The 20,318-nt window shown below is 64.3% G+C and carries 20 protein-coding genes and 1 tRNA gene; 17 read left to right on the top strand and 4 right to left on the bottom strand.

Features of this window, described 5'->3' with window-relative positions; all coding sequences use genetic code 11:
• Positions 1-89 precede the first annotated feature (89 nt).
• From FJ248_03625 to FJ248_03685, 13 genes are all read left to right on the top strand, one after another.
• Positions 90-1,661, top strand: coding sequence for a citramalate synthase (locus tag FJ248_03625; GenBank protein MBM4119977.1), 1,572 nt, complete (start codon positions 90-92; stop codon positions 1,659-1,661).
• Positions 1,662-1,794: 133 nt separating this feature from the next.
• Entirely contained in the window at positions 1,795-2,070 is a 276-nt protein-coding gene (locus FJ248_03630; GenBank protein MBM4119978.1) for an integration host factor subunit alpha, read from the top strand.
• Between the two features lie 24 nt (positions 2,071-2,094).
• Positions 2,095-2,442, top strand: coding sequence for a MerR family transcriptional regulator (locus FJ248_03635; protein MBM4119979.1), 348 nt, complete (start codon positions 2,095-2,097; stop codon positions 2,440-2,442).
• A 112-nt stretch (positions 2,443-2,554) separates the two neighbouring features.
• Positions 2,555-2,631, top strand: a tRNA-Pro gene (locus FJ248_03640).
• Positions 2,632-2,771: 140 nt separating this feature from the next.
• Positions 2,772-3,533 carry a 5'/3'-nucleotidase SurE gene (surE, locus tag FJ248_03645; GenBank protein MBM4119980.1) on the top strand — a complete coding sequence of 254 codons (762 nt, stop codon included), beginning with the start codon at positions 2,772-2,774 and terminating at the stop codon, positions 3,531-3,533.
• 13 nt (positions 3,534-3,546) lie between these two features.
• Positions 3,547-5,037 (top strand): cysteine--tRNA ligase, encoded by a 1,491-nt coding sequence (locus tag FJ248_03650; protein ID MBM4119981.1) that lies wholly within the window; start codon positions 3,547-3,549, stop codon positions 5,035-5,037.
• 70 nt (positions 5,038-5,107) lie between these two features.
• On the top strand, positions 5,108-5,842 hold the full coding sequence (gene rlmB / locus FJ248_03655) for a 23S rRNA (guanosine(2251)-2'-O)-methyltransferase RlmB (GenBank protein MBM4119982.1): 735 nt from the start codon (positions 5,108-5,110) through the stop codon (positions 5,840-5,842).
• A 265-nt stretch (positions 5,843-6,107) separates the two neighbouring features.
• On the top strand, positions 6,108-7,127 hold the full coding sequence (locus FJ248_03660; GenBank protein MBM4119983.1) for a PhoH family protein: 1,020 nt from the start codon (positions 6,108-6,110) through the stop codon (positions 7,125-7,127).
• A complete protein-coding gene (ybeY, locus tag FJ248_03665; protein ID MBM4119984.1) occupies positions 7,127-7,606 on the top strand; it encodes an rRNA maturation RNase YbeY in 480 nt (159 codons plus the stop codon). The genes FJ248_03660 and ybeY overlap by 1 nt, the downstream gene beginning before the upstream one ends.
• 1 nt (position 7,607) lies before the next feature.
• Positions 7,608-8,516: a signal recognition particle-docking protein FtsY gene (gene ftsY / locus FJ248_03670; protein MBM4119985.1), complete on the top strand. Its 909-nt coding sequence runs from the start codon at positions 7,608-7,610 to the stop codon at positions 8,514-8,516.
• Between the two features lie 4 nt (positions 8,517-8,520).
• Positions 8,521-10,482: a M1 family metallopeptidase gene (locus tag FJ248_03675; protein ID MBM4119986.1), complete on the top strand. Its 1,962-nt coding sequence runs from the start codon at positions 8,521-8,523 to the stop codon at positions 10,480-10,482.
• A complete protein-coding gene (locus FJ248_03680; GenBank protein MBM4119987.1) occupies positions 10,325-11,614 on the top strand; it encodes a hypothetical protein in 1,290 nt (429 codons plus the stop codon). Before FJ248_03675 ends, FJ248_03680 begins: the two co-directional genes overlap by 158 nt.
• Positions 11,615-12,454: a phosphatase PAP2 family protein gene (locus tag FJ248_03685; GenBank protein MBM4119988.1), complete on the top strand. Its 840-nt coding sequence runs from the start codon at positions 11,615-11,617 to the stop codon at positions 12,452-12,454.
• A 26-nt stretch (positions 12,455-12,480) separates the two neighbouring features.
• Here the strand turns inward: FJ248_03685 and FJ248_03690 are convergent, their stop codons facing one another.
• From FJ248_03690 to FJ248_03705, 4 genes are all read right to left on the bottom strand, one after another.
• Entirely contained in the window at positions 12,481-14,241 is a 1,761-nt protein-coding gene (locus FJ248_03690) for a glycosyltransferase family 39 protein (protein ID MBM4119989.1), read from the bottom strand.
• A complete protein-coding gene (locus tag FJ248_03695; GenBank protein MBM4119990.1) occupies positions 14,238-14,540 on the bottom strand; it encodes a lipid A biosynthesis protein in 303 nt (100 codons plus the stop codon). The genes FJ248_03690 and FJ248_03695 overlap by 4 nt, the downstream gene beginning before the upstream one ends.
• Positions 14,537-15,268, bottom strand: a complete 732-nt coding sequence (locus FJ248_03700; GenBank protein MBM4119991.1) for a glycosyltransferase family 2 protein — start codon at positions 15,266-15,268, stop codon at positions 14,537-14,539. Before FJ248_03700 ends, FJ248_03695 begins: the two co-directional genes overlap by 4 nt.
• A gap of 78 nt (positions 15,269-15,346) precedes the next feature.
• Positions 15,347-15,895, bottom strand: a complete 549-nt coding sequence (locus tag FJ248_03705; GenBank protein MBM4119992.1) for a hypothetical protein — start codon at positions 15,893-15,895, stop codon at positions 15,347-15,349.
• Between the two features lie 107 nt (positions 15,896-16,002).
• Here FJ248_03705 and FJ248_03710 point away from each other — a divergent pair, with 107 nt between their 5' ends.
• The 4 genes from FJ248_03710 to FJ248_03725 all read left to right on the top strand — a co-directional run bounded on the left by FJ248_03710 (position 16,003) and on the right by FJ248_03725 (position 20,063).
• Complete coding sequence (locus FJ248_03710) at positions 16,003-17,424, top strand: class I SAM-dependent methyltransferase (GenBank protein ID MBM4119993.1); 1,422 nt, start codon at positions 16,003-16,005, stop codon at positions 17,422-17,424.
• 159 nt (positions 17,425-17,583) lie between these two features.
• Positions 17,584-17,856, top strand: coding sequence for a twin-arginine translocase TatA/TatE family subunit (tatA, locus tag FJ248_03715; GenBank protein ID MBM4119994.1), 273 nt, complete (start codon positions 17,584-17,586; stop codon positions 17,854-17,856).
• A 95-nt stretch (positions 17,857-17,951) separates the two neighbouring features.
• Complete coding sequence (tatA, locus tag FJ248_03720) at positions 17,952-18,239, top strand: twin-arginine translocase TatA/TatE family subunit (GenBank protein ID MBM4119995.1); 288 nt, start codon at positions 17,952-17,954, stop codon at positions 18,237-18,239.
• Positions 18,240-18,404: 165 nt separating this feature from the next.
• On the top strand, positions 18,405-20,063 hold the full coding sequence (locus FJ248_03725) for a hypothetical protein (protein MBM4119996.1): 1,659 nt from the start codon (positions 18,405-18,407) through the stop codon (positions 20,061-20,063).
• Positions 20,064-20,318: the final 255 nt, after the last annotated feature.

Below are 20,318 nucleotides of genomic sequence, written 5' to 3' on the forward strand. Positions count from 1 at the left end.
TGAAAAGTAGAACACAGGCGGCGAAGCGGAGGCGGGCGGGCTCGGGGCACACGGACCTGACCAAGGTCGTCTCCCGCATCAGGGGCCCCGTGCCGTCGCTGGAAATCTACGATACAACGCTGCGCGACGGCGCGCAGGCCGAGGACGTCAGTTTTTCGGTCGAGGACAAGGTGCGCGTCGCGCAGAAACTCGATGAGCTGGGCGTCCAATATATCGAGGGCGGCTGGCCAGGGGCCAATCCGCGCGATATCGAATTTTTCCACATGATCAAGACCGTGCCGATGCAGGCGGCCACGGTCGTGGCCTTCGGCTCCACGCGCAAGGCCAGCAACCCGGCCGCGAAGGACGCCAACCTCCGGGCGCTGCTGGAGGCAGGGACCGGCACGATCACGCTCTTCGGCAAGAGCTGGGATCTCCACGTGACAGACGCGCTGGGCATCTCGCTGGCCAAGAATCTGGAGATCATCGAGGATTCGCTGGCCTACTTGAAGGACAAGGGCCGACGCGTGTTCTACGACGCGGAGCACTTTTTCGACGGCTACAAGGCCGATCCGGACTACGCGCTGAAGACGCTGCAACGCGCGGTCAAGGCCGGCGCCGAGCGGGTGATTCTCTGCGACACGAACGGCGGGACGATGCCATGGGAGATCCGGCACATCTGCAAGGCGGTCACGCGCGAGTTGTCCGTGCCGCTCGGCATCCACGCGCACAATGACACCGAGATGGCGGTCGCCAACTCGCTCGTTGCGCTCGACGCAGGGGCCGTGCAGGTACAGGGGACGATCAACGGCATCGGTGAACGGTGCGGCAATGCCAATCTCTGCTCGATCCTGCCGAATCTTGAACTCAAGATGAAACGGCGGGCCTTACAAGACGACCGGCTCACACATCTGCGCGAGGTGTCCAACTTCGTGACGGAAATCGCCAACCTGATGCCCAACAAGCACCAACCCTACGTCGGCGAGTCCGCTTTCGCGCACAAGGGCGGTGTGCACATCCACGCCGTGCAGAAGAACCCGGCGACCTACGAGCATGTCATTCCCGGAAAGGTCGGCAACCGGCAGCGCATGCTCATTTCCGATCACAGCGGCCGCAGCGGGCTGATGGAAAAAGTCGAGACCTACGGCATCACCCTGTCCAAGGACAATCCGAAGCTTCAGGAACTACTCGGGCGGCTCAAGGCGCTCGAGAACGAGGGCTATCAGTTCGAGGGGGCAGAAGGCTCACTAGAGTTGCTCATGCGCAAGGCGGTGGGCCGCTACACGCCGTCGTTCCAGTTGCTGGGGTTCCGTATCGTGGTGGAGAAACGCGACCCGGACTCGGCGCCGGTCTCGGAGGCCACGGTGACGGTCAAGGTCGGCGACGCGGTGCAGCATACGTCTGCCCAGGGGGCCGGCGGGCCGGTCAATGCGCTGGACCATGCGCTTCGGAAGGCACTGGAGAAATTTTATCCCCAGCTCAAGGAAGTCAAACTGCTCGATTACAAAGTCCGTGTGCTGGCGGCTAGCCAGGGAACGGCGGCCAAGGTGCGCGTGCTGATCGAGTCGGGCGACCACAAGGAGAAATGGGGCACCGTCGGGGTGTCGGAAAACATCATGGAAGCTAGCTGGCAGGCCCTGGCCGATAGCATCGAGTACAAGCTCATCCCAAAGGACCGGTAGAATTTGACCTCGGAAATTTCCTTGACACGATCCCTAACCTCACGTAATTTATCGTGAAAATTTGACCCGAGGCCCGCGCACGATGAAGGCCGTGCGTGTGCGGTGGCTCCCGAGATGACCCCGGAGGAACGGCATGAGAAAAGCCGACATCGCGAACGAAATCTATGAAAAGGTTGGGGTTTCAAAAAAGGAAGCCGCCGATATCGTCGAATTCATTCTCAATTTAATGAAGGGCGTGCTCCAAAAGGGCGAATCGATCAAAATCGCCGGGTTCGGGAACTTTGTGGTGCGCAGCAAGGGGCCCAGAAAGGGGCGCAATCCCCGGACGGGCCAGGAAATCGGCATTACGCCCCGCCGTGTTGTGACATTCCGTCCCAGTCAGGTCTTTAAGAAGTACGTCAACTCCTAAGCCCGCGACATGTGAGGGCTGGTGATGGCGACTGAGCCCAAGTTGGGCACAAAAATCTTCTATAAGATCGGGGAAGTCAGCGAGATTGCGCAGCTGCCACCGTATGTCCTGCGGTTCTGGGAATCCCAGTTCGAGTTTCTCAAGCCGCAGAAAAGCCGGGGCCTCCAGCGGCGCTATCTCCAGCGGGACGTCGAGACCGTGCTGGAGATCAAACGGATGCTGTACGAGGAAGGCTACACGATCGCGGGGCTGCAGCGATTTTGGTCGCGGCGAGGGCGCCATCGCAAACGGAAGATCGGCGCGCGGGATCTCGCGAAGCGGCTGCGGGGGGAACTCCGCGCCATTCTCAAATTACTTGAGTCGTATGAATAAAGGGGTATTGAAATCCCGCGTGCACCTGATGAACGTCTGAGAGGATGATCCCCACAGCCGTTCAGCGAGTTCGCAGCGAGCGGCTTTTTGAACCTCCTATCCGTGGTCGAGTCGGGGCGTAGCGCAGCCTGGTAGCGCACTCGCTTGGGGTGCGAGTGGTCGTGGGTTCAAATCCCGCCGCCCCGACCACACCGTGCCAGCAGTGGTGAATTGGAAGTGACGCGGTCTGAGTTAGAGACCCGGCAGCACAGACGTGAAAACGCATCACTCATAACTTCTGCGGGAAAGCTGCCCCCGGCAGCTTTTCTTTTTTGAGGAGCGCGCGCGTGATCAAAATCCTTGTCACCAATGATGATGGCGCTGCATCGCCGGGCCTGCACGCGCTGGTCAAGGCCATGCGGCCACTCGGGCAGGTGTGGGTAGTGGCGCCGGACCGCGATCGCACGGCCGCCGGCCACGCGCTGACGCTCCACCAGCCGCTGCGCGTGGCCCGCCTCGCGCCGCGCGTCTATGCCGTCAGCGGCACGCCGACCGACTGCGTGAATCTGGCGTTGAAGAAACTCCTGCGGGGGACGCCGGCGCTGGTCGTCTCCGGGATCAACCATGGCGTCAATCTCGGGGATGACGTGACCTATTCGGGCACCGTCTCCGCAGCGCTGGAAGGCACGATCATGGGCATTCCGTCCATCGCCGTGTCGCAGGAGTCGGGCCGAACCTTCCGCTGCGACGCAGCGGCCTTCTACGCTGCGCGTATCGCGAAGGCCGTTCTCACGCATGGATTGCCTGCCGAAACGCTGCTTAACGTCAATGTGCCAGACCGTCCGCGCACACGGATCGCCGGGGTGCGGGTCGCCACGCTCAGCCGGCGGCGGTTCGACGAGCCCATTATTGAGAAGACAGATCCTCATGGACGGACGTACTATTGGATCGCCGGCACGCGCATTTCCTGGTCGCGCCGGAAGGATGCCGACCATGAACTGCTTCGGCGGGGGTTTGTCACGCTCACGCCGATCCATCTGGACGTGACACACCACGAGGCGCTGGAAAAATTGCGCGCGTGGGAATCCTTCCTGACGCCCCGCCGGGGCTAGCGGATGCACGCCTATGCTTAAGGTGCACAACACGCTCACTGGACGGAAGGAAGAATTCTCGCCCCTCGAGCCGGGCCGCGTGAAAATGTACGTCTGCGGCGTGACGGTCTACGACGAATGCCATCTTGGCCACGCGCGCAGCGCGCTTGTCTTCGACGTCATCCGGCGCTACCTCGCGCACCGCGGTCTGTCCGTCACCTTCGTGAAGAATTTCACGGACGTGGATGACAAGATCATCAAGCGCGCGCACGAACTCAACATCCCCTGGCAGGCGGTCACCGCCAAATACATCGACGCCTACTATCGCGACATGGGCCGACTTGGCATCATGCCGGCAACGGCGGAGCCGAAGGCCACGGAACACATGGCCGAGATCATCGCACTGGTTCGGACGCTCATCGACAAGGGCGTGGCCTACCAGGTCAACGGCGACGTGTATTTCCACGTCGAGAAATACAGCGCGTACGGACGGCTATCCAAGCGCAAGCTCGACGACATGCAGGCCGGCGCCCGCATCGAGGTGGACGAGCGCAAGCGGCACCCAATGGATTTCGCCCTCTGGAAAGGCACCAAGCCTGGCGAGCCGGCCTGGGACAGTCCCTGGGGGGCGGGCCGGCCCGGCTGGCACATCGAGTGCTCCGCCATGGCCATGAAGCATCTGGGCGAAACCTTCGACATCCACGGCGGCGGGGCCGATCTGATTTTTCCTCATCACGAAAACGAGATCGCGCAGTCGTGTGGGGCCACCGGCAAGGAATTCGCGCGCTACTGGCTCCACAATGGCTTCGTGCAGATAAACCAGGCGAAGATGAGCAAATCGCTCGGGAATTTCTTCACGATCAGGGAGATTTTCGAAAAGTCCAACTGGCCAGCGGAGATCACCGGGGAAATCCTGCGCTATTTCTTGCTGGCCACCCACTATCGCAGCCCGCTCGATTTTTCGGATCAGGCGCTCGTCGACAGCCATCGGGCACTGGACGGATTCTATGGCTTATTTCAAAGACTAGCGGAACCTGCGAACGAGAAAAAAGCCGGCGACAAGGCCTTGCGAGAGGCGATAGCGCGATTGAAGACGGAGCTCGCGCTCGCCATGGACGATGACTTTAATACACCCGCCGCCATTGCCACATTGCAGCAGTTTAAAGGGGAAACCAACAAGTTATTAGCGGTGGGCCTGTCTAAGGAGATGCGCCACGAGGCGCTGCAAGCATTTCAGCAGTATGGCGGGGTCGTAGGACTTTTAAAAGTTTCACCGGTGCAATGGAAATTTCAAGCGGCCGTAGGAAGCGATACGCGCGCGGCGGCGTCCGCAACAGTCAGGGGCGAAGGGGAAGGCGCCCTGCCGGTTATCCCTGACAGTGAGATCGAGCGGCTGATCGCCGAGCGGAGCGACGCGAAGCAACAGAAAAACTTTGCGAGGGCAGATGAAATCAGGAAAGCACTTTCGGCCCAAGGCATCATCCTGGAAGACCGGCCGGACGGCACCACCCGCTGGAAACGCTAAGCCCTTTGGGCGCCCGCCCCAGGCGTTTCCGCCGGGCGGGCCCAGAGCTGCGGGGGAGGAATCCAGCGAGCTGATCTTTGGCCTGCACGCCGTGGAGGAGGCCCTGCGTTCCGGTGCGCGGCCGCTGCGCCGGCTGGCCGTCGTCCACACGGACCGTCAGTTCGCCCCGCTGGTGGAGCTGGCCCGTTCCGCCGGCGTGCCGGTCCGCATCGAACCGCGACAGGCGATAGACCGTCTGGTGCCGTCAGGCCGCCATCAGGGCATCGTGGCATTCGTGGGGGCCAAGGCCTACGCGGAGCTGGAAGATATTCTTCGGGCCGCCCGTGATCGAAATCAGCCGCCGCTCGTCCTGCTGCTCGATGGTGTCGAGGATCCGCACAATCTCGGCGCAGTTCTGCGGACTGCGGAAGCCGCCGGCGCTCATGGCGTGATCATTCCCGAACGCCGCGCCGTCGGATTGACCGCCACGGTGGCCAAGGCCTCGGCCGGTGCGGTAGAGCATCTGCCGGTCGCCTGCGTGACAAATCTGTCGCGCGCCATCGAAGAATTAAAAGCACAGAACCTCTGGGTCTACGCGCTCGACCCCTCGGCGGACAAATCCTGCACGGCACTCGATCTCACCGGACCGGTGGCACTGGTGCTGGGCGGGGAGGACAAGGGGGTGCGGGCGGGCGTGCTGGAGAAGTGCGATGACCGTGCAAAAATTCCGATGCACGGGCGCGTGGCGTCACTGAACGTGTCGGCGGCAGCTGCGATCGTGTTGTTCGAGGTGGTTCGCCAGCGGACACGCGGCAGCGGAGCGTAGGCAGTTGGGCGGGAGGTGAGGCCCGCACCGGCGAGTCAGTATTGGCACGGCGGGCGAGGACGGTCGTGACGCTGGAGCTATAAGGCGCGGCCCCCCGTACAGTGGGCGTGGAGGACAGCCCAGAGGGCAGGCCTCCTAGGAGTTCAACTGAAGGCTTTGGCGTCCGCGGCAATGGCTACCCCGGTGCCTCCGTGCCCTTGTTGCCGGGCGAAGGCTTTGCTAGAATGGTCCTCGGATCGCTTCACGAGGGATCAGCCGACCAGACGTGCGCAAGATTAAACTGCGAGAGGGCACCAACGCTGCCAGCCTGTTTGGGTCCCAAGACCGCCATCTCAAACTGATCGAAGATGCCCTGGGCGTGCAGATCGCTGCGCGCGGGGAGGAGCTGTCGCTCGAGGGGCCTCCCGACGCAGTCCAGAAGGCTGGGCGCATCATCGACGAATTGGCATCCCTGACCATCGAGGGCTACGAACTGCGTCCGGACGACGTGTCAGTGGCCGTGCGGGCCACGCACGGAGCGCAGGCCACCCCTCTCAAGGACTTGTTGGTGGGCACGGTGCCCATCGCGACGAAAAAGCGCTTCATCGCGCCCAAATCTGCCACGCAGAAAATCTATCTCGACGCGATCCAGAAATACGACATCGTCATTGGCATCGGGCCAGCCGGGACGGGCAAAACGTATCTGGCCATGGCCATGGCCGTTGCCGCGCTGACAAAACGCGAGGTGAGCCGCATCATCCTGGCGCGGCCCGCGGTGGAGGCGGGCGAAAAACTCGGCTTCCTGCCCGGCGACATGTACGCCAAGGTCAATCCCTATCTCCGGCCCCTCTACGACGCCCTCTTCGACATGATGGACGTCGAGCGGGCGAACCGGCTCATCGAGCGGGGCGAGATTGAGATCGCCCCGCTGGCCTTCATGCGCGGGCGGACGCTCAACGATTCGTTCGTGATCCTGGACGAGGCACAAAACGCCACCGCCGAGCAGATGAAGATGTTCCTGACGCGCCTCGGGTTCAACTCCAAGGTGGTCGTCACCGGCGACATCACGCAGGTGGATCTGCCCGCTGACCGCCGATCCGGCCTCATCGAGGTGCGCGACATCCTGCACGAAATTCCCGGCATTGAGTTCGTCTATTTCGACGAGCAGGACGTCGTCCGGCACCGGCTCGTGCGGGAGATCATCAAGGCCTACGACCGCCACCAGCCCCCGCCTCCGGGCGCACGCGGCGTGAAGTCGCACGCCCCGCGCCACCGGACCGGCGGCGACAATCAGCAACCACACTGATGTCAGTGCTGCTCGGCAGTCGTCTGCGCAGTCGGCGGCTGCGGCTGCCCGCGCTGCGTACGCTCGCGGCGCGCGTGCTGCGCGCCGCCGGCGCGGCGCGCTCCTCCGTCAGTCTTCTGCTGGTCGGTGATCGAACCATGCGCGGCCTGAATCGCCGGTATCGCCGCAAGGACCGTACGACCGACGTGCTGGCTTTTTTGGCCAGGGGTGCCCCGCCCCGTACGCCGTACGTTCCCCGGGGGACGTCGGCGCTGCTCGGGGACGTCGTGATCTCGCTCCCGCAGGCGGTGCGGCAGGCAAAAGCCGCCGGCCATTCGACGGATCGGGAGATGACCCTCCTGCTCATTCACGGGACGCTGCATCTGCTCGGCTACGATCATGAGCGGAGTGCGCGCGCGGCGCGGCGCATGCACCGCAAAGAGCGGGCGGTGCTGCGAGGCCTCGGTCGTATTCCCAGACTGATAGAAAGGCCCCGCTAACATGAGCTGGCTGGATTGCTTGCAGCAGGGGCTGGCGAAGACGCGCTCGGCGCTGAGCCGTTCGCTGGATGCCCTGACTGGCCGCGGGCTCGATCCGGCGGCGTGCGAGGACCTGGAAGCAGCGCTCATCGCCTCCGACATCGGCGCACGGACCGTGGCGCGGCTCATGGACCGTCTTCGGGAGCAGGGCGCTGCAGCCGGCACGGCGCGCGCGGTCCTGCGGGCGACCCTGCTGGACGTCCTGCGCAACGTTCCGCAGGAGCCGCTTGAGCGCCTCATCGCCAAGGGGCCCAACCCCTTCGTGATTCTGCTGGTCGGCGTCAACGGCGTTGGCAAGACCACGACCCTTGCCAAGCTGGCGCAGCGACTCAAACAGAGCGGGCGGACGCCGCTGCTCGTCGCGGGCGACACCTTCCGCGCGGCGGCCATCGAGCAACTGGAGCACTGGGGAGCGCGGATCGGCGTGGATGTGATCCGGCACACGCAGGGGGCCGATCCCTCGGCGGTCGTCTTCGACGGCCTCGCCGCCGCCAAGGCGCGCGGGGCGGACGTCGTGCTCATCGACACGGCCGGCCGGCTCCACACCAATACTAATTTGATGAACGAACTCAAAAAAGTGAAACGGGTGCTGGCGCGCGAGGTGCCCGGCGCGCCGCACGAAGTCCTGCTGGTGCTCGACGGCACGGTGGGCCAGAATGCGGTGGCGCAGGCGAAACAGTTCCACGATGCCGTCGGCGTGACAGGCCTGGCCCTGACCAAATTGGACGGCACCGCGCGCGGCGGCATCGTGGTGGCGATTGCGGAGGCGTTGAAGATTCCCGTGCGTCTGATCGGCGTCGGCGAATCAGCCGAGGCGCTGCAAGACTTCGACGCGCCGGCCTTCGTGGATGCGCTGATTGGACAGCGCTGACTCTATGCGCGTTCGCTGGCCGTCCATCGGGGTCGCAGTGGCACTCTTCGTTGGCGTGGATTATCCGGTCCAGGCCGCTCAGCCGCCCGCGCCTGCCGTCGACATTCTCCATCACCAGCTGGAAGTGCAGGTGACGCCCGCCACACATGAACTGCGGGCGGTGGACCAGATGACCGTCCGGGCGCTGACCGACGAGCTGCCCGAGGCGTCGTTCGTGCTCAACGCAAGCCTGCGCGTTGTCCTGGTGCTGGAGCCCGGTTCACGCGGCATCCGGCCCCTGGGGATCGTGGCTAAACCGGGTTCGTCCGAGCAGACCGTGACCGTGCGATTTGGGAAGCCCTTGCTGAAGGATGAGACGGTAGAGCTCGTCTGGCAGTATCAGGGCACGATCAACGACCCGCCGCACGACCCAAATCATCTGCGCTTTGTCACGCCCAGCGATACGGCCGGCCACATCGGTCCGGAGGGGGTCTATCTCAGCGGGGAGACCCGCTGGTATCCCGATCGGCAGGACTCGCTGGCCACGTTCGGCGTGCGTGTGCGGACGCCCTCGGACTGGCACGCGGTTACCCATGGCACGCAGCTCGCCCGGACGGTCGCCGACGGCGAGGCGGCGGCGGTCTGGGCCATTGCGGCAAAGACGGAAGCCCTCTCGCTGGTCGCCAACCGCTTTGTGGTCACCCGGCGCGACTGGAAGGGCGTTGAGGTTTCGACCTATTTGTTTCCCGATGACGCGGCGTTGGCCGAGGCGTATCTCGAGGCCTCGATCCAATATCTCGAGACCTATAGCAAGCTGCTTGGGCCCTATCCCTTTCCGAAGTTTTCTGTCGTGGAGAATTTTTTCCCCAGCGGCCTGGGGATGCCGTCCTTCACGCTGCTGGGCAGCGGCGTGGTCAAGCGGCATTACGTCCAGCCCTACGCGCTGGGCCACGAAATCGTCCATTCGTGGATCGGCAACCACGTGTTCAACGCGCCCGGACAGGGCAACTGGGTGGAGGGGCTGACGACCTATCTGGCCAATTACTATTACGAGGAGCTGACCGGCACGCCCGCGCAGGCGCGCGAGCAGCGGCGCATGATGCTGCTGGGCTACGCCGTCTATGTGCAGCCGGAGCAGGACTATCCGGTTGCGCAGTTCACGCAAACGCACGATCCGAAAGACAACGCCATCGGCTATCAAAAAGCCGCGATGATCTTCCATATGGTGCGGCGCAATCTGGGCGACGAGACCTTCTGGACGGCACTGCGCACGCTCGTCGCGCGGTACGGCGAGAAGCATGCGGGCTGGCGAGAGGTCGAGCAGACATTCGCCGACGCGTCCGGCCGGGACCTGCGAGAATTTTTTGCCCACTGGGTGGAGCAGCCGGGCGCCGCCCCTCTCCCACAGGCACCGTCCGTCCCGGCCGATCCCGAGTACAACTTGTTCCGGCGCATTCCGCGTGAAGCGCTGCCGCCCATGCTGAACCTCTTTGTGACTGACCCGGCGCGGGCGGTGGTGGTGCCGACAGGAGGCTCCGAGCAGGACCGTGTGCCCTATGTGGAGCTGGCCGCGCAGATAGCGGCAAAGGATGCGACCGTCGCTCGGCAGGACGAGCGGAATGTCGAGACCACGAAGGGGTCGTTGCTGGTGCTGGGCGGGCCCGGCATCAACACCGCAGCCGAGTGGGCGGTGCGCGGGTGTGGCGGGAATATCCGCATCGAAAAAGATGCTGTGATGATCGAAGGGAAGACCTATCAGGGGCCGGGGCTGGCTGCGCTGGTGTCGTGCCGGCGCCCGGACGATCCCGCGCACGTGGTGACGCTCTTTTATGGGGCCACACCGGCCGCCGCAGCGAAAGTGGCGCGGCGCTTGTTTTTTTACGGGTGGCAGGGCTATCTGGTGTTTCAGGACGGGGCCGTGGCCGCGCGCGGGGATTTGGCCGGCGCCCGCGACCGGGAGGTACAGGGTGCCGCGCAAGAAGGGTGAGGCCGAGGCCAAGGGGCAGGTGGGTATTCCGGCGGCGCTCGCGGCGGCCGTGGCGGCGCTTGCGATCCTCGCGCAGGCCGACGCGCAGCCTGCCCCGCAGCCTCAGTCGGTCTTGGCGGAGCGTCATCTCGCCAACATCCGCCAGTTGACGGCGGGGCGCAAAAATGCCGAGGCGTATTTTTCGACCGACGGCACGAAGCTGATTTTCCAATCCACAAACGATTGGGGCGGGGGCACGGTCACGCTGCCAGCGGGCACGCCCCTGTCGAGTACGAAGGGGCTGGGCTGCTACCAGATCTACGTGCTGGAGCTGGACACCAACAGCCTCCGCCGGGTTAGCCTCGGCACGGGCGCGAATACAAGCGGGTCCTTTTTCCCCGGCGACCGCCGCGTGCTCTTCGCCTCGACGCATCTCGCCCGCCAGCCATGTCCCCCGGAGCCGAAGCGCGCCGGCCGCGATCACTGGGCGCTAGACGACTACGACATTTATTCGATTGGTCTCAACGGACAGGGGCTCCACCGCATGACCGCGACGCCTGGCTATGACGCCGAGGCGACAATTGCCCCGGACGGGCGGACGATCGTCTTCACCTCGATGCGGGACGGCGATCCGGATCTGTATGCTATGAATCTGGACGGCACGCGCGTGCGCCGGCTCACGACGGAACTCGGCTACGACGGCGGGGCCTTCTTCTCACCCGACAGCAAGCGGATCGTCTATCGCGCCGCCCATCCGCAGAACCGGACCGAGCTGGAGGCCTACACGGCGCTGCTGGCCCAGCGCCTCGTTGCACCGGGGCCCTGGGACCTCTTCGTGATGAACGCCGACGGCAGCGGCAGGCGGCAGGTGACCACCAACGGCGCCTCCAACGGTGCGCCTGCATTCCATCCGGACGGGCAGCGAATCATTTTTTCCGCACGCAGCCAGGATCCCGGCACAGACGGCCCGCCGTCGTCCCACCTCCATCTCATCCACGCCGACGGCACGGGGGGCGAGCAGCTCACGACGGTGGGACGCGTCAACAGTTTTCCCCGGTTCTCGCCCGACGGCAGACGCCTCGTCTGGGTCTCGGATCGCCAGGCCACCGCGGACGGCGAGGTCAATCTCTTCATGGCCGACTGGGTGCCATAAATGGAAGGCACGGATCAAGCGGTGCGTGGCGAGCCGGTCGAGCGCGCACCGCACCGGGCGGCCCCCCGCGCGGTCAGCCGGGTGCCGCTTGCCTGCGCCCTGGCCGCGCTCGTACTTCTTGTCGGCGCGGTGCGCCAGATGGATCGGCCCACCCTTGAAGTCGTCCGAGCCTTGCGCGCAGTCGCAATCGAGCGGGTGGGCGACGCCGGCGATCTGCTCGGCAAGGGCTGGACGCTGCTGGCACTCAGCGGGCTCTTCGTGGCCGTGGGCTACTGGCGTGCCGATTCGACGTGGCGCGCCGCCGGCGTCCAGGGCTGGATCGCCCACGCCGTCACAGGGATTCTGGTCCAAGGACTTAAGCACAGCCTCGGGCGTCCGCGGCCGCGCCTCCATCAGGAGGACACCTTCGTCACCGGGCCGACGCTCGAAGCAGGCTACGATTCGTTTCCCTCCGGCCACGCGGCCATCTCGTTTGCCGTTGCCGCTGTCCTGGCAACGCATTTCCCGCGCTGGGCGCGCCCGGCCTATGCGCTGGCCGGGTTCGTTGCGCTGACCCGCATCTTCCGTGGTGCGCATTTCGTCTCCGATGTGGTGGCGGGCATCGGGCTGGGGCTTGTCGTCGGCACGTTGGTCGTGGCCCCAAGGCATCAGTGGAGGATCAGAGTGCAGGCGTGTGTCGTGCCGGCCGTGTCCTGGCTCGTGGCGGGCGGTGCGCTTCTGTGGCTGCTCGTCTGGCCGGCGTCCGATCTGCGCACGGCCGGCCTGCTGCTTGGCGCCGGCGTGCTGACCGGACTCTCGCACTGGACGGCACGAGGCGCGCGATCCGAAGCCGTCCGCTAGCCCTCCCCCGCCTCGGAGCAGTCGTCTTACTGTTTATATCTCGCGTGCGGATCCTTTGCCGGATCGTAGACTGGCGGTGGGGGAAGATTGGCCGGTAACTTGAGGATGGAGTCGCTGGCCAGCAAACTGTAGCCCGAGCTCTGCAAAATCGTGACAAACCCCGCGGCCTCCGGCGGCAGCTTGGGCTTTAGACGTGAGGGCAGCAGGATTAGGGTCCGGCCCGTTCCGGACACAAGCGGGCGCAGCTGGTCCTCCTCGCCGGGCCTGATCACGAGCACTGGCCGTTTTGCGTAAAAGATCAGCGACGGCCGCGCCGGGCCGTAGAGAATCAGCCGGTCGTCTGGGCCGAGGTTCACGCCCGCGGCATAGGCCAGCTCCTGCGGCGGGGCGATGAAGGCGGCGTTGAACCGCGGCAGGATCACTTGGATCGCCAGCAGGATCACGATTGCGATCATGGCGCCCGCGGCCCAGAAGGTGCCCGCCCGCCGGTCGTCCGAGAAGCCGAAGACGCCGATCAGCGCGCAGCCGAGCACGAGCGTCAGGCCGACGGCGACAGGGCCAAAGCCCGGCGAGGCCTGCGAGGCCATGGGAAATTCCTTGCCAATCACGTCGATGAACCGGTCGTAGAGCGCCGGCGCCGAGGAGAAGCCCAGCCCCAGCAGGAAGCCCAGCCCCATCGTGAGATGGATGGCCGCGCGCAGGCCCGGCGGGGCCGGCTCAGAGAGGCAGCGGTTCCAGTAACAGGCGGCCAGGATCGCGGCAGCCGGAAACAGCGGACCAATATAATGGGGCAGTCGCGTGGCGGAGAGGCTGAAGAACACAAAACCGGCTACCAGCCACAGCGCGGCGAAGAGTTCCAGGTCACCAGCTCGGCCCTGGAGGCTGCCTCTCGAGGCGCGCCACTCCTGCCACGTCTGGTAGAGGGCCACGGAGGTCAATCCGCTCCACGGGAAAAAGCCAAACAGGAGGATCGGCACATAAAAGAGCAGCGTTCCGCCGTGGCCGCCGATCGTGTGTGCAAACCGGCCGATCGTATCGGCCTGTGCCGACTGGCTGTAGCGGCTGCCGTGGAGGGCGAGCATCGTGGCGTACCAGGGCAGGGCGATTGCCAGACACACTGCCAGGCCCGCGAGCGGAACGCCCTTCTGCCAGAATTGTGGCCAGCGTTTGGTGAGCGTGAGATAGGGCACAACGGCCAGCAGCGGCACGGCCAGGCCGATGGGGCCTTTGGTCAATGTGCCAAGGCCCATGCCCACGTAGAAGAGCCAGATCCAGTGGCGGGCGCGCGCCTCTCCGTTGAACCCAAGCCAAAACCCATAGAGCGACAGGGTGGTGCACAAGATCAGCACGCTGTCGGTCAGGGCCATGCGACCGATCGCGACGATTTCCAGGTTCAAGAGCAGCATCACGGCACTGAGCAGGCCGACCAGCGGCGTGCGGAGGCGCGCCAGCACCAGATACTGGAGCAGGATCAGTCCGACCCCGGCCACGGCCGAGGGCAGGCGGGCGCTGAATTCGGAGACGCCGAAGGTTGTATAGGCCGCGCTCATCAGCCAGTAGATGAAGGCCGGTTTGGCGAAGCGGGGCTGGTAGTTGAGGGTGGGGCTGACCCAATCGCCCGTTTCGACCATCTCGCGAGCGGCCTCGGCGTTACTGCCCTCGTCGCGGTCGGTTAGGCCGAGGCTCCCCAGCCCGAGAAAGAAAAGAAGGGCGGCCAGGGCCAGCAGGAGAACGAGGTGGACGCTCCGGTTGTCCTGTACAGCTGGATGCCACTCAACCTCATTCATGTGGGGTCCTGGGTCTGTGCAGGGGCTGCTGCGGAGCGGCTGGCACGGGCGATCAGCATGAGATTGCGCAGGTAGACGATGGCGCCGACGCTCTGGCCGGCGATGAACACGGGGTCTTTGCGATAGAGGGCATAGGCGAGCGTGATCAGGCCGCCGATGAGGCTCATGTACCAGAAGGCGACCGGGACGCGGCTCTCGGCGTGCTTCTCCGAGGCGATCCACTGCACGACCCAGCGCATGAAAAAAACCCCCTGCCCAAGAAAGCCGATCCCAAGCCAGAGGAGTTCGGTTGTGCTCATGGTTTGAGACGATACCGCAGAACGCGCGTGTACATCCACCGGACGGCCAGCAGGTCGCAGAGGCTACGCCAGAGCCGGTTGCCGACGCCGTACTTGGAGAGGCCGTGCGCCCGCGGGTAATGCCGGACGGGGACCTCGGTGAGCGTGAAGCCGTGCATGCGCGCCAGTGCAGGAAAGAACCGGTGCATGCCCTCGAAGAGCGACAGTTTCTCGACGACCGCGCGCCGGAATATTTTGAGCGAGCAGCCGGTGTCGTGAATCGTGTCGCCCAGCACCAGGGTGCGGAATCCGTAGGCGATGCGAGAGGAGAGTGTCCGCACCAGATTGTCGTGCCGGTTTGTGCGCCAGCCGCAGACGAGGTCGTACTGTGCGGCCAGCGGCAGCAGCACGAGGATGTCGGCCGGATCGAGTTGCAAATCGCCGTCCATCGGTACGATCAGCTCCCCGTGCGCGTGGCGAAAGCCGGCGTCGAAGGCGGCCGTCTGGCCGTAGTTGCGGTCGAAATGCAGGACACGGACTTGCGCGTGCTGGGCGGCCAGATTGTCCAACACGTGGCTGCTGCCGTCGGTGCTGCCGTCGTCGACGTAGAGGATTTCGAAAGGCCTCGAACGGGACTGCTCGTGCGGGGCTAAGACTTTCAGTAGCTGCGCGGTGAGCGACGGCAGAGTGTCCTTTTCATCCTTGATGGGGATGACAACAGAAATCCACGGACAGACGGGCCCCGACATGCGCGCATTCTACCGGAGGGCTACGGGACGGTCAAACCTGCGCGTAGTGCCTGCCGCGGGGCACGGCCCGCAGCAGGCCTACGCGGGCTCTTGTACCGTAAAGCGGATCGTGCCGGTCAGGCTGAGGTTGTTAATCGCAAACCCCACGTGGATCTCCACGCGATACCGACCGGGTTTCCAGCCGCCCGCTGGTGGCGTGAGGTGCACGTAGCCGCTCTCGTCCTCCAGCGCAAGGTACATGGCGTCCTGTGTGAGGGCGGTCGTGGGCGCGAGCCCGGCGACCTCCTCGGGATAGCAGACGCCGAAGACCTGATAGGGCTGATAATGGGGGAAGACGCTAAAGATGATGAAGACCGGCGCCGTGGGGCGAAAGACGGCAGTCGGTTTGACGGCCACGATTTCGTGCGTGCGCCGGAAGCCCAGCTCCTCGTCGAATCCTTCGGCGGTCTGGATGGCGCGGAACAGGCCCTCGGGGGGCTTGTTGAAGTCGTAGGAGGCAATCGGGTTCTTGTCCTGCAGCTCCGGCACGCCGCCGGGCGCGGCATCAGCGGCGAAACTGTGCCCGGGCGCTCCGAGGCTCAGCACCCCGGCCATGGCCAGCCCCAGCGATTGCCCCGCGCGTCGCATAGGCCTTGTCGTACCTGCAGCGTCGGGGGCCTGTCAAGACGGGCCGCCCGCGCCACGCGCACGATGCATTGCCCGGCGAAAAGCCGTTCTGATAGTATGGGCCGGCCATGGCGATCCATCTCGACACAAATCCCGATGCGCTGCCGCAACTCATAGGCGACTTCAAGCCCGTCGACGAGTGGCAGGCCCACATCAGCCAGATTTTTTACGGGCTGCGGGGCGCCCGCGTCCACGAGTATTACCAGACGTTTGCGTCCGCCGATTATCGGCTCGCGCATGCGCTCGCCGCCGATTACTTCGCGCGGGTCTGCGCCCGTGCCACCGACGGGGCACGGGGCACGGCGCCCCCGCTGGTCATCCACGAATGGGGCTGCGGGAACGGGAATCTGGCCGCCTGTTTTCTGACGCACCTTCAGGCGCTGGACCCCGACGGCCTCGTCTATCCGCGCGTCCGCTACGTCCTGGTGGATGCGCATCCGACCATGCTCGCCACGGCGCTCGCTCATCCGGATTTGGCGCCGCACCGGGCGCAGGTGGAGACGCTCTGCGCTGAGGCCGCGGCGCTGACGTCGGTGGCGGCGGGCTCGGTGGATCGGATCATTTGCAATGAGCTGTGGAACGAACTGCCGGCCAAATTGCTGCTGCGCAAGGGCAACGACGTCGACGAAGAGTACCTGCGGCCCAATTTAAGCGAAAAGCGGCATGCCGACATCGCCGACTGGTCGGGGTTTGTCCGGGCCTTCGACGAAAAGAACGGCGCGGCGCTGCAGCACTTCCCCGCCTTTCTGGAAGACATCATCTGGGAGAAGGAGTACCGCAAGACCGACTGGAAGGCGGTGCCCTATCGCAAGACCATCACGGAGTTTCTCAAGCAGATCGACGAGCACGTGCTCGTGCCGGTCAACCTGGGCGCCTGCGCAACCGTGCACGAGGCGAAGCGGGTGCTGGCGCCCGACGCGATCGGCTTCAGTAGCTTCGATGCCGGCGCGGACGAGCTGGCGGTGGTCAATGACCCCGACAAACCCTGCTACGGTCTCTTCGGCGGGCTGCACAGTTTCATGGTCAACTTTGCGTTGGTAAAATCCGTGTCGGCCTACCAGGGCATCACGACCCCCGCGATCGAGGCCCAGCGGGCATTTGTCGGACGCAGTTTGCAGACGAAGGTCGTGAGCCTCATGGATCTGCTGGCCTCCTATCCCTCGCCCCGCTCGCTCCAGCCCTGGGAGCAGGACCGACTGATCATCCGGACGCTCCACGCCCTCAAGCCTTTCTACCACAGCGCCTACCGGCGCCCGATTGAGTTCCCGCTGCGCCACGAGACCCCTGCGGCCGAGCGGCCGGCGCTGCAGGCCCTCGTAAACGCGCTGGGCCCCAACGGGGTCCCCGATACGGTGGCCTATCTGACGGAGCAGGAACTCGCCGGCGCCATGGCGGACCTGGAAGCGCTGGGCTATGCCCGGGAACTGGTGCTGGCGGCGCAGGGGATGCCGGTCCAACCGATTGACTACCGGCACTTTTTCTTCGCCTAGCGGGGCGCTTGTGCCGCTTGCCAGAAAGTGCTTGACTCATCCCGCAAATGCCTGTAGCGTGCCCGGCTGATAGGTAGCTCTCAAGGGGCCCCGAGCCGGGAGCCAGAATCCCGCTCAGCGTGCCCCCCCACTTACGCTAAGTCGTCTACGAGGTCTTCAATGTTCGGTTCGTTCGGCTGGATGGAACTCTTACTGATCCTGTTTATCGTCCTGATTATCTTTGGGGCGGGCAAGATCCCCCAGTTGGGGGAAGGTTTGGGGAAGGCGATCAAGGGGTTTAAGAAGGCGGTCCATGAGCCGGAGCCGGTCGAAGAGGCCACCGCCACGGCCGTACCGGCCCCTCCCCCTGCCGCAGCCCAGGTCGGCCAAGCCCCCTCGGCGGACCCGGGCCAGCTCACCGCCCAATCCGCGCAGCCCACGAAGCAGGCCTAAACCGTAGACGCTGGGCACGGGGCTCGATGCAACGCGTCAGACATGCCGCCCGCGGCCCGAGGGCCAAGACGCCGGCGGCGCGCCCCTGAGCGATTATGTTCGGCCTGGGTGTTGGCGAGATTCTCATTATTCTGGTGCTGGCCTTTCTGCTCTTTGGGCCCAAGCAGTTGCCGGAAGTGGGCCGGCAGGTCGGTCGGGCCGTCAAGGGGCTCAAGGAAACGGCAGATGACCTTCGGAAGTCAGTGGAGCCGGAAGTCAACCTGATCCAGCAGGAAGTCAAGATGGCGGAGCAGGACCTGGCGGCCTCGATGAAGGAAGCAGAAGAAGAGATTCACGCAGTTGGGTCCGGCCCAGGGGCGGACGGAAATGTAAAATCTTCTTGATTTACATTTCAATTGTTGATAAGTAGGCGGCTACGCCACACTGCGACAGTGGAACGGCGGGCCGAACCAGGCGGAGGGCCGCCAGTGAGCCAGGCAGTTGAGGGATGCAGCAGTGTCGCGTAACGTACGGTAATCATGGCCAGTCCATTAAGGAGGAGGCACGTTATGATGAGCAAGAAACTCGGGTGGCTGCGACAGGCGCTCAATATGGCGCTGGTTGCAGTAGTGGCCGGATTTACGGCGCCGGCTTGGGCAGCGTTTGAGCTCCCAGAAGGTGAGAAGATCACCAACCTGCCGGCGATTCCGCGGGCCATTCCGCAGAAGGAAGGCTACGAGCTCTATGACCCGAAGATCGGCAAGAACTTCGACATCAAGAACTTCTGGCTGCGCGCCGACCTGCGCGTCCGGCCCGAGATGCGGCAAAACACGTGCTTCGGCGCCAATAACGCGGCCGCGGGTGCCTGCAACGTTGTGAACCATAACGGCGCAGCGGGCAAAGCCAACGACTTCTACGTCCAGCAGTGGGTGCGGCTGGGTATCGGCTATGACCTCTCGCCGGATGTCAATTTCTACATGGAAATCATTGACGCGGCGGTCTGGGGGGCGACCGGCGGCGGCAACGAAGTTGGTGCAGGGTTGAGCTCCCTGAACCACGGCGGGTCCAACGACGCTAGCGGAGGTACTGCCAACCGGCTCGGTGTGCGCGCGGCCTATGTGTTGGTGCGGAACCTGGGCGGGATCCAGGGGCTGAGCATGAAGGCGGGCCGCCAGTATGTGATCTTCGGCAACCACTCGCTGTTCGGCCACTTTGACTGGGCGAACACGGGCTTCTCGCATGACGGCCTCATGTTCTCCTATGAGACCAAGGCCGTGACCTCCTACTTGGGCTGGTTCCGCGAGGCGGAATCCGACATTCGGTCGGGCGCCCCGGTTGGCAGTCTCGCGGCGAACGTGGTAACTAACACGACCACGGGCAGAGATGGCCAGGCCGACGCCGATCTGTTTATTTTCTACAACCAGATCAAGTCGGTCCCGGGCTTCCTGATCGAGCCCTACTATGTCCTGTACGTCAACAACCAGCAGAGCGAAGTCAACAGGGCGCAGGGTCTGGGCACGGCAAAGCACAGCAACCAGATTCGTCACATGATCGGCAACCGAATCGAAATGCGCAAAGGCAACTGGGACTTCACCAACGAGACCGCCTATCAGTTCGGTCGCATGGGTGACAGCGGTCAGCCTCAGCTCATCGCGGGCGAGGCGCAGAAAAAGAATCTGACCATCAACGCGTGGGCGATGAGAAACTGGTTCGGCTACACGGCCTATAATAACCCGATGAAGCCGCGGCTGGCGTTCAACCTTGACTATGCGTCGGGTGATAGCAAGTCCAACTGTTCGTTGAATGCCGGGTACGGGCGTTGCTCAACGGCCAACACGTTTGAGAACTTCTATCCGACAAACCACATCCACATGGGCTACATGGACATCCAAGCCTGGAAGAACATGATGAGCCCGTCGATCAACTTCCAGTTCCGGCCGACCAAGGATGATCACTTCGAGATCTGGGCGACGAGCCTGAATCTAGCCGACAGACAGGACAACTGGTATCGTGGTGGCCAGGGGGTCTATGTCTACTCCAAGGTGGGCAATACCAAGAAACACATCGGCGACGAAATCGATTTTTCGTGGACGCGGATGTTTGCCGAGGGGAAGGTGGCCTTCCAGCTCAACTACTCCACCATGTTCTCAGGAGGCTACATTGAGCATAACCTGGGACAGAGCCAAAACCAGCACTGGGGCTATGCCCAGATCTGGATGAACTTCTAAGCACCACGTAGACGGGTTGCCTCAACGGACGGGCGAGGGGACGGATCCCCCTCGCCCGTCTGCGTTTGAGGGGAGAGCGGGCCCGCGTGTCGTCGCAGGGGAGGGCTGTGCCCCCCGCCGCGGCTATTTTAGGGGCGGAAGGGGGCGGCGGCCGCGAACTGCGCTTGGAGCTCCGCGTAGGTGCGGGTGACGGGGAAGTGCGGAAACTCCCGGCTGATGTGGTCGGGCGGGCAGAAGAAAACTCCCGCGTCGGCC

This window comes from Nitrospira sp. (assembly GCA_016873435.1).
Lineage (GTDB): Bacteria > Nitrospirota > Nitrospiria > Nitrospirales > Nitrospiraceae > VGXF01.